Origin of the sequence: Chitinophaga sp. YR627, assembly GCF_900114995.1 — a bacterium.
Classification (GTDB): Bacteria; Bacteroidota; Bacteroidia; order Chitinophagales; family Chitinophagaceae; genus Chitinophaga.
This window is the reverse complement of record NZ_FOUX01000001.1, coordinates 999,096-1,012,393: the sequence shown is the minus strand read 5'-3', so window position 1 is coordinate 1,012,393 and position 13,298 is coordinate 999,096. Positions and strand designations below refer to the sequence as shown.

Sequence of the window (13,298 nt, the reverse complement as noted above, 5' to 3'; positions counted from 1 at the left end):
AGTGTCCTCTCTATTAACAACCTACCTACATACAGGTAGGTAATATGGTCTAAAAAAAATCCTCTTATGAGGATTGTATTGCTTTTTTGAGTGACTGGAGTGCCATGTCAAAGTACTCCTTCCCCCGGCTTCGCCCGACCAGCAATGCACCTGGCAGGGTCGCCATCCAGTGATTGGTCATTTCTTCAATCGATATAGAGAAGTGAAGATCGCCGCTATCCAGGCCTTCTTTTAATACTGCCGCCAGCCAGGAGGAGACGATCTCCGAATATTGCCGGACGGCCAGCTGCATCCGCTCTGTTAATTCGTTAAAGGAAGCGCTGAAGGTACTGATCACACAGAGCTTCTGACCGCCTTTAAAATACTCCTGATAGGCACAGATGAGGGCATCCAGCTTGTCCATCGGAGCGGCCTTCTTCGTGCGCTGGATAAAATCCAGGAAATCGTGCCTGTCCTTTTCAATCACCGCCATACCCAGATCTTCCTTCGAGGGATAATAGTGATGAATAGAAGCGTTTTTGATATTCAGCTCCAGCGCGATCTGTTTATAATTAAAGGAATGGTAGCCAATCCTTTGCATATGGCCCCTTCCCAGTTCCACGATCCGTTCTTTCGTATTCAACGCTGTGCTCATGATAATATCATCTCTGTTTGACAATGCAAACATACCTACTTGCATGTAGGTAGCCAAATTTTTCTTTAAAAATTATTTCAATAGATTTGTCGCCCTATGGATTTATTAACTCCTCACTTTGGCATCTTCTTCTTTATCCTGTTTTTTTACGTCCCTATCGCTGGTGTGATCATTTATTGTGTACGTATCGGCAAATTGACATTTCCTGCGGCTATCACAGCCCTTTTGATAGGTATGTCGATAGCAGTGGGGGATGGCGCCAAAGGAGTCCTTTTACTGTTCACTTTCTTTGTCCTGGGTGTATGGGCCACCTCTCACCGGAAAGACCTGAAAGCAAAAATAGGCGCCGAAGGCGATCATCCTCAGGCAAGGACCGCCGGACAGGTATTCGCCAACGGCGGTGTAGCTGCGATCATGGCATTACTGAACCTGTTCGTTTCCGGCCCGGCTGATTTATATCAGTTGATGCTGGCAGCCAGTCTGGCGTCTGCCCTCGCCGATACCGCCTCTTCTGAACTGGGCATGGTATACGGAAAGAACTTCTTTAATGTCCTCAGCTTTAAAAAGGAGCCCAAAGGACTCGATGGTGTCATCAGTCTGGAAGGTACGGTCATAGGCGCCGCAGGCGCTGCTATTATCTCTCTTATCTATGCCGGGTTTAGTCAGCTGAGTCTGATCGTACTGATAGCCGGCATTCTGGGTAATCTTGCCGACTCTCTGCTGGGTGCTGCATTCGAACGCAGGCACCTGATCGGTAATAATGCAGTGAATTTTCTGAACACTTTATTTGCCGCATTAGTGGCCGCACTCCTGTATTTCTGTATGATTCACGCCGGATAAGCCCTGATCACCCCAATAAGCTGCTGGTTTTTGTCCGTGATTTTCTTTATATTCATTACCGGCAAGTCACTTTACATCAAACAGCTTATTATCATGTCCCGCGTTATTGAAAACAGAGACCTCGTATTTGACAAATTTCCTACGATACGAACACCGCATCTGGAACTCGTTCAGATCACAGAGGCGCATGCGGATGATCTATATAAACTATTCGGCGATAGTAATGTCACCCGCTTCTATAATCTTACGCCACTGGAGAGCCCCGGTGATTCTCACCGGCTGATCGATCATTTCCGGAAGCGTTTCGAATCCAAAGCAGCTATCCGCTGGGGGATCCGCCTGAACGAACGTAAAGACATCATCGGTACTGTAGGCTTTAATAACTTCACGCCAAAACACCGCGCCAATATTGGCTATGACCTGCAATACGCTTACTGGAACAGAGGTATCTGTACAGAAGCATTGCATGCGATTATTAGTTTTGGCTTTCATGCCCTTAATATCAATCGTATCGAATCAGAAGTCATGGAAGGGAATGCGTCATCCATCCATCTGATGCATAAAATAGGATTTAAACACGAAGGCACCTTACGGGATTGGATGTACTGGAATAACAGACATTATGATATGCTGATGTTTTCCCTGCTGCGTTCCGATGCGCATAGGTGATCATTTTCACTGCAATCTCCCGGCATCGTTGGGGGATTTTCTCTATCCATATAAGAAGCCCTATCCCTGAAAAGCCCCTCTCTGTCTCTTATAAAAAATATCTCCCTATTCTATTGATCAACATCGGTCATGCTGCCTTCACTCCGTCTGCTTCATACTCAGCTATGCGAACAAACCAATACCCTGTAAATACAAAAAACTGATTATCAATAATAATAACGGTAACAGCACTGTGCTGAGCCGCTAGTATTAACCCTTATTGCGATCACGCTTTAGTTTCGCTTGCATCTTTTCGATAATTCCCAGATAAGCCGTAGATATTCCGTAGATAACCCGTATATGACCCGTTCTTATAGATACGGATTATCTACGGGTTATCTACGGAATATCTATAAATACCCTATGGTTTATGTTACCTTTTTAAGTATATTCATGATAGTATATCCTGTGGGAATCACCACAATCTGTTAACCTGTTTTAGTATTCCTGTTAACCTATTTTATTATTTGTTAATTCCGTTTTAATGGCAAAATTTGATAACAAAACCTTTGAGATCACCGGGACCTTCGGAAAGATCTCTGTCTACAAAATGCGGGGCATTGAAAGGCCCATCGTGCGCACCAAGGGTGGCGCTTCACGCGAAAAGATCAACAAATCGCCCAGATTCGCGCTCACCCGTATGAACAACCAGGAATTTGGAGACGCTTCCAGTGCAGCCTCCGCTATACGTCTTGCGTTATTACACGTCAGACATCTGAGTGACTATAATTTCTCACCCAGACTAAGCGGCATGTGCAGAAAAATCATGAAGCTGGATGAGTCGCATCCGCTTGGATACAGGGAGGTGATATTTTCAAAACACCGGCATTTACTGGATGGATTCTCTTTGAATAAGACAACCCTATTCGACAGTGTGATGCGCCATCCACTGGCATGTAACATCGATCGTGAGAACTGTGCCGTTACGGTTAATATCCCACCCCTTGCTCCGGATTTCAACCTTTTTCTGCCGTGGAAATTATCTATGTACAGAATTGTCGTCGGTCTTGGAATACTGTCGGATGGTATAGGATATGGAGGCGTATCAACTCAGGGGGGAAAAGACCCTATCTACGCTCAACCTGTATATACGCCCTGGCTGATAAATATCCAACCGCAGGAGAATTTCACTTTGACAACGCAGGCGGGCAAACCAAAAAAACTGGCAGCATCTCAAACCCTGCTTGTCTCTGTAGGCGTAGAAATTGGTGTTCCTGGCATAGGCGGGGAAATAGTACCCGCCAAACACATGGGATGCGCCAAAATCCTTATGACTGGTTGATACATTCACTTGTCAGCAATAAGGAAAGGGGTTGTCTACCATCGGTAAACAGCCCCTTTCCTATTACGTATAATTTCTACTGATTTAAAATCTGAATCCGGCCGTTATATAAGGCAGTGCTCCTTCCTCTGAGAAACCCACTGCCGCCTGTATCAGGAACAAGTCCACTGGCATTATATACAATCCGCCGCCATAACCATCATGCCACCTGTGCGATGTCTCTCCCGGCATCCATACCCTGCCCAGGTCATTGAAACCGATGAGTCCCACCGTACCCGGTATCAGATAAGATGTGAAATCAAATAGTTTCAGGCGTAATTCAAAGTTATGATACACGGCAGTCTTACCGATAAAACGGTTGGTATGAAATCCGCGTAATACCTGTGTACCTCCGATCGACATCATCTGAAAATATGCAGGATCTCCGAAGGTAGTACCTGCCGCAATACGGTTCGCCATCACTAAGGTAGAGTCCCCGATCAGCGGTACATAGAAGCTGAAGTCCGTCGTCAGCTTACCATATCGCTTATGCTCCCGGTTCGTCTGCTGCATGCCTGTTAATTCTGCATGCCAGTTGATCCCTCTGCGCGGCATCAGGATGCCGTTACGGGTATCTGCTTCTATTGCAGTCACCAGCCCTGCATACAGTCTGTCGTCAAACACACGTGCATCCGGGAAAGCACTGTTGTATGCTCCCAGGAACTTACGGCTGTTATTAGCTTCTCTGCTGGTGTAGTATTGTCCGGCGATACCCGCACTCACAGTCAGATTACGGGCGATGCTCCGATACAATCTCACATCACCATTGATCAGATCATACCGGTTACGATAGTACGTAATCTCCTTTTCATCATTATTGACAAAGACAGACTGATTACCTAATCCGAAGAAATTACTCAGGTTATGCGGACCGCGGGAGAGGATATTGATCCGCAGGTCATTCTTGCCGATCAGTTGCTTATAGTCTGCCAGGTATTGCAGCAGAAAAGCCTGTCTGCCGGTCACATAACTGACGATCAGCTGATGTTGCTGTGCATAAGGCACCTTGCGGAATCCCTGCTTTTCATACATGGTATTGACGCGCAACATAAAGCCCTGGTCAGGGTTGTATTGTATAGAGGGTAACGGACCGAAACGGTCGAACAGAAAGCTGCGTCTGTTATAACTGTTAACCAAAGTATCCTTGTCTGTACGAATTCTCGCATCTCCCCACGGAGGCAGCTGATTGACTTCGTCAGAACGGTCATAAACATACAGTCTGCCTTTACGGGGCACATTATCTGCGACAGCAAAACTATCCACCCCATCCCCACCGATCATACGGATACGGATAGGAGAAGATTCCTTTCCGGTAACTGAAAAAATATCATGGCCATCCATCCCATACAACCTGATTTCTTTGGTAACTGCCGGATCAAAATCACGTTGATAGATCACACCATCGAGTGTGCCTTCTTTCTTCATTTTGTTGATGGTCACCAGCACATGTCCGTTTGGTTGTCGCTGGATATCAAAAAACTCGTGCTTATCTGAAGCGGGAACATCGGCATAGATAGACAGGAATTTATAGTAACTGATCGCCTCTTTCTCTAATGCATTGCGGCGGGCAATGAAAGCCCTGATGATCTTTTCTCCGGATAATGCAAAGATCGTGTCCGGCATTAGTCGCACCGATTGGCGGATTAAGCTGTCAGTCAGTGTTGCCTGTATATAATGGATCTGTTCCTGCCAATCCGCTTCACTGAGGCCATTCAGGAAGTAACGGTCAAAGTAGCGGGCGTTAAAGTTAAAACCTTTAATATCCCTGATATGATCGTGATAGCCCTGGAACTTGGATTTCAGCCATTGGTGAGAAATGATCCAGGGAAAGAGACCCGTGGTATTGTAGTATACCTGATCTCTGTCGCGGGGCACCGGTGTATAGTCCACGCGTTTATCTTCCTTCACCCTTTCCCAGCGCCACTGGTCTTCATGGCGGTCCCAGTCGCCCAGCAGCATGTCCAGCAGACGGGCCCTTAACACGACCTTCTGGTAGACATGTACGTCATTATCTTCTTCCAGCTTTCGCTGTGTTTTATCGGTATTGTCAGTGCGTGCGGCATCTACGGGTTCTCTTTCTTCAAAGAGAAAAACTGCATTGGCAAAGTCTTTCCGGTATTCACCCAATGCCGGATCATCAGGCACATATACAATCTGTGGATTCGCATGCGGGATGCCCAGGGCAGCTGCCAATGGAGGTACTGTTACCGAGGAATAGGGATGTGCGGTGACTACCTGATCCTGGAGGATGTCTTTGGTGATGGTCGCCCGCAGATTGGCAGGCAGGCCTCTTTCCGGATATTTCTGAATCGTGCGGAGCACCCATTCGTGGCCTTCCTTATCCTTTAAACGGAGTGATTTGGTTTGCAGACCGCCACCTTTCTGTTCGATGATCAGACCACCCTTTTCTTTCTCCAGGTAAAAGATCTTCATCTTTACCGGCGCGGCCCATAATTTACGATAGCTCTCACCAAACAGGGTCCGGTGCAAGCCACTCACACTGTCGTAGGCAGGGGATATAGCGACGGTTATACTGTCGCCTGCAGGACTTTGCGCCTGCACCGTGGAAATTGCCAGAACAGCCAGCGTGGTAAAAATTCTATATAGGCTCATGCAGTTGTTTTGTAATATTTTTGCTGTACTTCCTTATTTAGCACGGAAGAAACGAAAAAAAACGGATAGTTAGCCATTTTCACACCCAGGGGCATTTACTTATCCAAAACAGGAAGAGCAGAAACATTGTTCTCGCCCTCCGCATGCTTTTTATGGCACCGGCTGTATTTGCATAGCAAAACAAGCGGGCAACCATTGATTCTCTGATACAAAGGGCGTACCGGCTTCGTGTTTTTAAACGGTCATGTGAACGGAGCATAGCAGTCCCCTCTTTTTAATGCGGGTAAAAAGACCAGCGACGAGCAGTCTGCATTCGGCGCTGCATTTACGCTCAACCGTGCAGGTTATTATGCTGATGGGAGAAAGATTAGTCTGGCTTTGTTGTGGTGACAGCGCTATTCCTGACAAACAACACGGCCATCAGTGCACCGAGAAAGCCCAGTACACCAGAGATGCGCATGATCTTACCATAGGCGTCAATAAAACTATCGTGATACAGTTGCCCTACCTTTTTACTATCTGCTTCATGCAATACTGCCGGTGGCCGGGCATTTCCCAGTTCAGCCGCCTGTTGCATCACTTCCTTTTGGTCCTGTTCTTTGAGTGATAAAGCGGGCAATTCCCGTTGCAGAAAACCGGAAAAGAACAACACGGCCATAGCGCCGAAAATAGCATTGGCAAAGACGCCTGCTATACGCGACAAGGCATTGTTGATCCCTGATGCCGTTCCTGAATAATGATCGCTGACTGCGCCCATCACGGTTGCCGTCAGTGGCGCTACAGTAAAAGACATGCCTAAGCCAAAGACAACTATCCCGGGAAAGAATGTCCTGAAATAAGCGTCCGGTCCGGGTGTTTGTTTAATAAAGGATAAGAGTAGTAATCCGGTACCGGCAATAGCGGGGCCGATGGTCAGCAATAAACGCGGACCATATCTGTCTGCCAGCGTACCTGCAAAACGGGCTACCAGCACCATCAGAATGGTAAAGGGCAGAAAGGTGAGTCCGGATTGCAACTGATCATAGCCCTGTACCTGTACCAGGTTCAGTGACAGGAACAACATGCCTGCGCTTAATCCGGCATATAAGAAGAAGGTCAGCAGGTTAGCCCCGGAGAAGGTCATATTCTTAAAAAGTGATAAAGGCATCATGGGGTGCGGACTCCGGCGTTCGATGATAAGGAAGACGATCAGTAGTAATACGCCGAGACCCAGTGATAAATAGACCTGCCAGTGATTGAAGCCGGTATCCGGAATCCGCAGAAAACCGAAGGTCACGGCTGCCAGTCCGCCGGCAATTGAAAACGCACCTGCAAAGTCAAGTGTCTTATCCTGTGTATCATCGATACGCTCTTTTACTTTTCGCCATAAGATCAGTACCGCGACGATACCGATAGGAACATTGATAAAAAAGATATAGCGCCAGTAACCGGCATCGGCGAGTGCACCACCCAGTACGGGACCGCCAATCGTAACAACCGTGGTAAAAGCGGACCAGGTACCGATCGCCTTGCCCCGCTCCTTTTCATGGATGGAAGAAGATATCAGCGACAGACTACCAGGTATCATGAGGGCGCCTCCAATCCCCTGTAACATGCGGAACAATATTAACAGGGTCACATCACTGGCAATACCACAGGCAGCAGAACCAGCGATGAAGATCAGGATACCGGCAATAAAGACCCTTTTCCGGCCCAGTCTGTCACCCAGTGAACCGCCGATCAGCATCAATGCTGCCAGCATCAATAAATAAGCATTGAGTATCCAGAAGAGGTCTGTACCGGAGGCATGCATACTTTTCTGAATGGAGGGTAAGACGACATTGAGCGCGGTGCCATCAATAAAGGCCATAGCGGAAGCCATAATTGCGGAGATCATGATCCATCTGCCGGCGGCACTGGAAAGGGGGACTGTTGCCATTACAGCAATTTAGGTAAAATTCGGTTCGCCGGAGGCAGCATCAGCAGTCAAACGTGGATTTCGGCATGTCTTCCGATGATTCCGGCAGCGGATTAACAATCATAGAAAAGCTACAGTCGTTAGTTGACTGTAGCTTTTGTTAGTCTGCTATTACTGTCCTGCAATATGACGCGGGGGTGAAGTAACAGGATGTTGTAAAAACTAATTATAAAATTTGATCCTGCCCGTCTTATTGGATACCGGATTGGTACCATTCTGAATGGCTATCAGGTCCGGCATGGCCCAAATGAGATCTGGCGTACCTTCTAAATCGGGCACCTTCACTCCACAGAAGCTTGTACCAAAACCTTTGCAATAACCCGCAGCGACATATACATAATTGGCGGGGTCTGTGATATCGCCACCTATATGAACAAAATAGCGTTCTACTACCGGGGGATTACCTGCTTTGGTAACAATAGCGCCGGTACAGGCGATGATCAGGGCTACGAGGGAAAAGGAAATCTTCTTTTTCATTTGAGATATTGTTTTTTATGTTTAAAAATGGATGAGCGATCAGTGGGAAATTGTATATGCAGAAAGAGCGCTGCTTCTCCGAGCATGGTAAAAATTATATTGAATACCAGGTGCCATTCCCAGTCCATGAAAGGCAGTACACCACTACAGTTGCAGGGTAGTTGCTTGCCTGATAATAAAAACACGGCGATGTAAGTAGTAAAGGCCAGCATCAGTATAAAGGACAACCACAATCCGCGTATCCGTGTACGGGGGATGATGAGCAATGTAACTATGGATAATTCCAGCAGGGGGAGTATCCAGGCCAGATAAGCAGCTGTACGTGACAATAATGGCCAGGGTGAGAGGATCAGATGGTTTCTGAACGACGTATGATCCAGTAATGCAGATACACCCGTATAAGCAAACAAGGAGACCAGCAAGGCTATAATACCTTCCTTTAACTGTTTTTCTGACATAATTTTTTAAATTTATTCATCCATTGTAATTCCCTATGAACAAACAAGATCTAGCATACGGTAAAATATGCCGGTATTTACAGGTCCGGAGCATCTTTATCAACGAGGCAGAACTTGATACTGTCCGCTTGATAACCAGACACAGGGTTATTCCGAAGCATACTGTTATTATGGAACAGGGTAAGCCGGTTGAAAGCCTTTATTTTCTGAATAGCGGAATTGTCCGCTTATACAGAACCCATAATGATACAGACCACACACTGGGACTTATATCAAGTAATGATTTTATATCAACACCTTTGTACCTGGCAAATGGGGTCCCGTCTACCTGTGCACTTGAAACACTTAGCGAGGTGGAGGTCCTTCAATGGGGCAAACATGATATCCAGACGCTCAGGCAAACATTCCATCATGGTTACGCACTGGAACTGGCTATTATGGACCGTTTACTCAGCTGGCTGCAGAACCTGCAGATCGACGCCATTTGTCTTAGCGCAGAAGAGCGTTATCTGAAACTTGTGGAAGAACAGCCTGAAGTGATCAGAGCAGTGCCACTGAAATACATTGCGTCCTTTCTTTGCATCCATCAGGATAGTCTGAGCCGTATCAGAAAGACTGTTGGGCGAAGAGGACCGTACAAAAATAGTGGCCGGGATAGTTGAAAAATCTGACGTATGTCAGGTTGTGGGAATTAGGAATTAGGAATGCAGCGGAGATTTGTGAGGATGTGAAAACTGCTTCAAAAAAGGGACCTGTCCCGGAGCGAAATTACCGGATAGCAGTCAGCGTGAGCGGATGAGCAACTGGAAATGATGAAACAGTCGCAGTTGGAATATATGGGCTTGAAAGCGATTACAGATCATTCAGCACCAAATAAAAAAGGATTACATCGCTGTAATCCTTTCTGAGGTTTCGAGCGGATTCGAACCGCTGTAGGAGCTTTTGCAGAGCTCAGCCTAGCCACTCGGCCACGAAACCCTTTTATGTGCTCATCTGACTGATGAGATCGCAAATGTAATAAATTTTAGATATTCACAAAAAGAGAAATAAAATAAATTTAACAAAGCGCTGTTTTTCTGATATGCGTATATGTATATACGTTAGTAACATTACTATTACCGGAAATGACTACTAAAAGTACCTGCAGTCACTCAGCTGATAAAAGTATCCTTACAGACCGGCTATAAAACAAAAAAGGATTACATTGCTGTAATCCTTTTCGAGGTTTCGAGCGGATTCGAACCGCTGTAGGAGCTTTTGCAGAGCTCAGCCTAGCCACTCGGCCACGAAACCTTTTTGTTCGTCCCATTGTTTGATGGGATTGCAAAAGTAGGAAATTTTAGATATTTGCCAAATATATTTTAAAAAAATATCAAAAAAGATGAATACACGCATTGCAGAATCAGAACTGATATTAAATAGCCGGGGCGCCGTATACCACCTGGATCTCACACCTGATGAGCTCTCCGGTACGATTATCACTGTGGGAGATCCAGACCGTGTGCCGGAAGTCAGCAAACATTTTGACAAAGTGGAAGTGAAACGCCAGCACAGGGAGTTTGTAAGTCACACCGGTTATATCGGACAAAAACGACTGACCGTTGTATCGACGGGCATCGGTACCGACAATATAGATATCGTGTTGAATGAACTGGATGCACTGGTGAATATTGATTTCGCCAGTCGTACGGTAAAACCTGCTCTTACCCGCTTACAGATCGTTCGCCTGGGGACCTCTGGTGCCTTACAGGGGAATGTGCCGGTGGATAGTTTTGTGGTATCATCTCATGGCGTCGGACTGGACAACCTCCTGCCCTGGTATGCATTTGAAAATACACCGGAAGAAAAGTCCCTGCTGGAGGCATTTCATCAGCAGGTAGCACTGCGTCCCGGTAGTGCCAATCCATATCTGATCAGCGCAGCACCTGCCCTGGCAGCAAGATTCACGGAAGGATACATCAGCGGTATCACTGTCACCTGTCCGGGTTTCTATGCACCACAGGGCCGTGCGTTGAGAGGTCCTCTCTCCCATCCTCAGCTATTAGAGCATCTTACTGCATTCAGACACGGCGATCATTACATCTCCAATTTTGAGATGGAAACGGCGGGTATCTACGGACTGGGCCGTGTACTGGGCCATGATTGTCTGTCCATTAGTGCGATTGTTGCGAACAGGATCGGTCAGCAGTTTACAAAGGATGGCGCAGCAGCAGTGGCCAATCTGATAAAGAAATCTGTAGAAATCATTGCGGAGAATTAGGAATTTAAAAATCAGGAATACCTGATACAAGCGGCGGTTCAGTAACTGAATCGCCTTTTTCTTTTTATGGATGAACTTATCAGGTTTTGTCCACCATGTTGATACAGTGTTATCCACAGCATTGAATTTTATACATTTGCATACCCTCTCCGCACTTAATACCGTTCGCCCGATAGCTGCTGCCAGCCGCTCTTTGATACAAAATTCCTATTTCCTGATTCCTAATTCCTGATTGATAAAATCCTAGGTGAAATTTCTTAAATTCGCTCCTTATGTCAGCAATACATTTCTACAAATACCAGGGTACAGGCAATGATTTCGTGATCATGGATAACCGGAATGGCGAATACAATTTTCTTACAGAAGAACAGGTGCACTTCCTTTGCGACAGACGTTTCGGTATCGGAGCGGATGGTTTAATGCTATTGAATAAGCAGGAAGGATATGACTTCGGTATGAAGTATTACAATGCCGATGGCCGTGAAAGTAGTATGTGTGGTAATGGTGGCCGTTGCCTGGTGGCTTTTGCCCGTAAAATGGGGCTGACAGGCGAGAAACTGAGCTTCCTGGCAGTGGATGGTCCGCATGAAGCTACCTTAAAAGGCGATGACTGGGTGAACCTGAAAATGCAGGACGTACGCGGTGTTGAGATCAACGCGCTCCATTCCTATCTGAATACCGGTTCTCCGCATTATGTAATGTTCGTGGAAGATGTAAAAGCGGTAGATGTACATAGCGAGGGTAAACGGATCCGCTATAATGACCGCTTTGCCAAAGAAGGCACTAACGTAAACTTTGTGCAGTCGCTCGATAAAGGCATCTTCGTACGTACCTACGAACGGGGTGTGGAAGACGAAACCTATTCCTGTGGTACCGGCGTAACCGCTGCAGCACTGATGACTGCAGGTTCGGAAACAAAAGAATACATCGTACCTGTAAAGACACTGGGTGGCAAACTGGAAGTACGCTTCACCCGTACCGGCGAAAAAGCCTACAACAATATCTGGCTTTGCGGACCCGCCACCCTTGTATTCGAGGGAAATATCACATTGCCATAACTTTAATTGTTCTACCTTTGCGGCCGGATGATTCAATATTTCAAAAATATAGACTCGCGCACGGTAGAAATTTCGGGACCTGAGAACGGGGCCTGGGTAAACATTACCCCTCCCCTGAAACAGGCAGAATTCGCCCAGCTCTCCGAAGAGCTGGACATTCCCCTGGACTTCCTCACCGACTCGCTCGATATAGACGAGAAGTCCCGCTATGAGCTGGAGGATAATGTGAAACTGATCGTCATCAAGACTCCGACGGAAAACAATTCCATCAACGAGAGTGACGCGTATTATATCACGATCCCGATCGTAATCATCCTGACGCATAATCAGATCCTGACGGTTAATTCATTCGATAACGCGGCTATTAACCGCTTCCTGAATACCTTCCATAACCGTCATCCCGAGAAAAGAAATATGATGGTGCTGAAGATCTTCGAAAAGGTGACCATGAACTTCCTGGATTACCTGAAAGAGATCAACCAGCGCAGAAATATACTGGAACAAAAGCTGTATGACAGTAACCGTAACGAGGAACTGCTGTACATCATGCGTATCCAGAAAAGCCTGGTGTACTTCCTGACCGCCCTCCGCAGCAATGAACTATTGCTCATGAAACTGGAACGTACTAACTTCCTGGGCCTGAACGAAGACGAAAAGGAATTCCTGCATGACCTGATCGTAGACACTTCACAGGCGCTTGAAATGGCGAACGTGTACACCAACATCCTTAGCAGTTCAATGGATGCCTTTGCCAGCATCATTTCCAATAACCTGAACCTGGTAATGAAACGCCTCACGTCCATTACCATCGTACTCACCTTTCCGGTGCTTGTAGCCAGTATCTATGGTATGAACGTGGAAATACCCTTTGCGCATTCAACGCATGCGTTTTACATTCCCGTCATACTCTCGATCGTGATCTCCGTGATCATGAGCTGGTACTTTATGAAGAAGAAATGGTTCTGATACCAC

Annotated in this window: 12 protein-coding genes and 2 tRNA genes; 7 read left to right on the top strand and 7 right to left on the bottom strand. The window is 46.6% G+C overall.

Annotated elements, in window-relative coordinates; genetic code table 11:
* Positions 1-64: 64 nt before the first annotated feature.
* Complete coding sequence (locus tag BMZ72_RS03645; protein ID WP_089805344.1) at positions 65-679, bottom strand: TetR/AcrR family transcriptional regulator; 615 nt, start codon at positions 677-679, stop codon at positions 65-67.
* 51 nt (positions 680-730) lie between these two features.
* Between BMZ72_RS03645 and BMZ72_RS03640 the strand changes: the two genes are divergently transcribed.
* The 3 genes from BMZ72_RS03640 (at position 731) to BMZ72_RS03630 (ending at position 3,464) form a co-directional block, all read left to right on the top strand.
* Positions 731-1,474 (top strand): DUF92 domain-containing protein, encoded by a 744-nt coding sequence (locus BMZ72_RS03640; RefSeq protein ID WP_089805342.1) that lies wholly within the window; start codon positions 731-733, stop codon positions 1,472-1,474.
* 93 nt (positions 1,475-1,567) lie between these two features.
* Positions 1,568-2,143, top strand: coding sequence for a GNAT family N-acetyltransferase (locus tag BMZ72_RS03635; RefSeq protein ID WP_089805340.1), 576 nt, complete (start codon positions 1,568-1,570; stop codon positions 2,141-2,143).
* Between the two features lie 523 nt (positions 2,144-2,666).
* Positions 2,667-3,464 (top strand): hypothetical protein, encoded by a 798-nt coding sequence (locus BMZ72_RS03630; protein WP_089805338.1) that lies wholly within the window; start codon positions 2,667-2,669, stop codon positions 3,462-3,464.
* A gap of 84 nt (positions 3,465-3,548) precedes the next feature.
* On the opposite strand, the gene BMZ72_RS03625 is transcribed toward BMZ72_RS03630, so the two are convergent.
* The 4 genes from BMZ72_RS03625 to BMZ72_RS03610 all read right to left on the bottom strand — a co-directional run bounded on the left by BMZ72_RS03625 (position 3,549) and on the right by BMZ72_RS03610 (position 9,008).
* Positions 3,549-6,116, bottom strand: a complete 2,568-nt coding sequence (locus tag BMZ72_RS03625; protein WP_089805336.1) for a BamA/TamA family outer membrane protein — start codon at positions 6,114-6,116, stop codon at positions 3,549-3,551.
* A 367-nt stretch (positions 6,117-6,483) separates the two neighbouring features.
* Positions 6,484-8,034, bottom strand: coding sequence for an MFS transporter (locus BMZ72_RS03620; RefSeq protein WP_089805334.1), 1,551 nt, complete (start codon positions 8,032-8,034; stop codon positions 6,484-6,486).
* Between the two features lie 201 nt (positions 8,035-8,235).
* Positions 8,236-8,550: a hypothetical protein gene (locus tag BMZ72_RS03615; RefSeq protein ID WP_089805332.1), complete on the bottom strand. Its 315-nt coding sequence runs from the start codon at positions 8,548-8,550 to the stop codon at positions 8,236-8,238.
* Positions 8,547-9,008: a MauE/DoxX family redox-associated membrane protein gene (locus tag BMZ72_RS03610; protein WP_089805330.1), complete on the bottom strand. Its 462-nt coding sequence runs from the start codon at positions 9,006-9,008 to the stop codon at positions 8,547-8,549. Before BMZ72_RS03610 ends, BMZ72_RS03615 begins: the two co-directional genes overlap by 4 nt.
* A 35-nt stretch (positions 9,009-9,043) precedes the next feature.
* Here BMZ72_RS03610 and BMZ72_RS03605 point away from each other — a divergent pair, with 35 nt between their 5' ends.
* Positions 9,044-9,670, top strand: a complete 627-nt coding sequence (locus BMZ72_RS03605) for a Crp/Fnr family transcriptional regulator (protein ID WP_089805328.1) — start codon at positions 9,044-9,046, stop codon at positions 9,668-9,670.
* Positions 9,671-9,915: 245 nt separating this feature from the next.
* Here the strand turns inward: BMZ72_RS03605 and BMZ72_RS03600 are convergent.
* Together BMZ72_RS03600 and BMZ72_RS03595 are read right to left on the bottom strand one after the other, a co-directional pair.
* Positions 9,916-9,986, bottom strand: a tRNA-Cys gene (locus BMZ72_RS03600).
* Between the two features lie 244 nt (positions 9,987-10,230).
* Positions 10,231-10,301: transfer RNA gene (locus tag BMZ72_RS03595), tRNA-Cys, on the bottom strand.
* Positions 10,302-10,389: 88 nt separating this feature from the next.
* Here BMZ72_RS03595 and BMZ72_RS03590 point away from each other — a divergent pair.
* From BMZ72_RS03590 to BMZ72_RS03580, 3 genes are all read left to right on the top strand, one after another.
* Entirely contained in the window at positions 10,390-11,268 is an 879-nt protein-coding gene (locus tag BMZ72_RS03590) for a nucleoside phosphorylase (RefSeq protein ID WP_089805326.1), read from the top strand.
* 272 nt (positions 11,269-11,540) lie between these two features.
* A complete protein-coding gene (gene dapF / locus BMZ72_RS03585) occupies positions 11,541-12,326 on the top strand; it encodes a diaminopimelate epimerase (RefSeq protein ID WP_089805325.1) in 786 nt (261 codons plus the stop codon).
* Positions 12,327-12,353: 27 nt separating this feature from the next.
* The gene (locus BMZ72_RS03580; protein ID WP_012792300.1) at positions 12,354-13,292 is read left to right on the top strand and encodes a magnesium transporter CorA family protein; all 939 of its coding nucleotides are present in this window, start codon (positions 12,354-12,356) and stop codon (positions 13,290-13,292) included.
* The last annotated feature ends 6 nt before the right edge of the window (positions 13,293-13,298 follow it).

What these genes read in the sequence shown, in the direction of transcription:
- BMZ72_RS03610 (WP_089805330.1), bottom strand. Translation starts at nt 9,008, where the DNA reads ATGTCAGAAAAACAGTTAAAGGAAGGTATTATAGCCTTGCTGGTCTCC.
- BMZ72_RS03615 (WP_089805332.1), bottom strand. Translation starts at nt 8,550, where the DNA reads ATGAAAAAGAAGATTTCCTTTTCCCTCGTAGCCCTGATCATCGCCTGT.
- dapF (WP_089805325.1), top strand. Translation starts at nt 11,541, where the DNA reads ATGTCAGCAATACATTTCTACAAATACCAGGGTACAGGCAATGATTTC.
- BMZ72_RS03605 (WP_089805328.1), top strand. Translation starts at nt 9,044, where the DNA reads ATGAACAAACAAGATCTAGCATACGGTAAAATATGCCGGTATTTACAG.
- BMZ72_RS03625 (WP_089805336.1), bottom strand. Translation starts at nt 6,116, where the DNA reads ATGAGCCTATATAGAATTTTTACCACGCTGGCTGTTCTGGCAATTTCC.
- BMZ72_RS03635 (WP_089805340.1), top strand. Translation starts at nt 1,568, where the DNA reads ATGTCCCGCGTTATTGAAAACAGAGACCTCGTATTTGACAAATTTCCT.
- BMZ72_RS03640 (WP_089805342.1), top strand. Translation starts at nt 731, where the DNA reads ATGGATTTATTAACTCCTCACTTTGGCATCTTCTTCTTTATCCTGTTT.
- BMZ72_RS03620 (WP_089805334.1), bottom strand. Translation starts at nt 8,034, where the DNA reads ATGGCAACAGTCCCCCTTTCCAGTGCCGCCGGCAGATGGATCATGATC.
- BMZ72_RS03645 (WP_089805344.1), bottom strand. Translation starts at nt 679, where the DNA reads ATGCAAGTAGGTATGTTTGCATTGTCAAACAGAGATGATATTATCATG.
- BMZ72_RS03590 (WP_089805326.1), top strand. Translation starts at nt 10,390, where the DNA reads ATGAATACACGCATTGCAGAATCAGAACTGATATTAAATAGCCGGGGC.
- BMZ72_RS03630 (WP_089805338.1), top strand. Translation starts at nt 2,667, where the DNA reads ATGGCAAAATTTGATAACAAAACCTTTGAGATCACCGGGACCTTCGGA.
- BMZ72_RS03580 (WP_012792300.1), top strand. Translation starts at nt 12,354, where the DNA reads ATGATTCAATATTTCAAAAATATAGACTCGCGCACGGTAGAAATTTCG.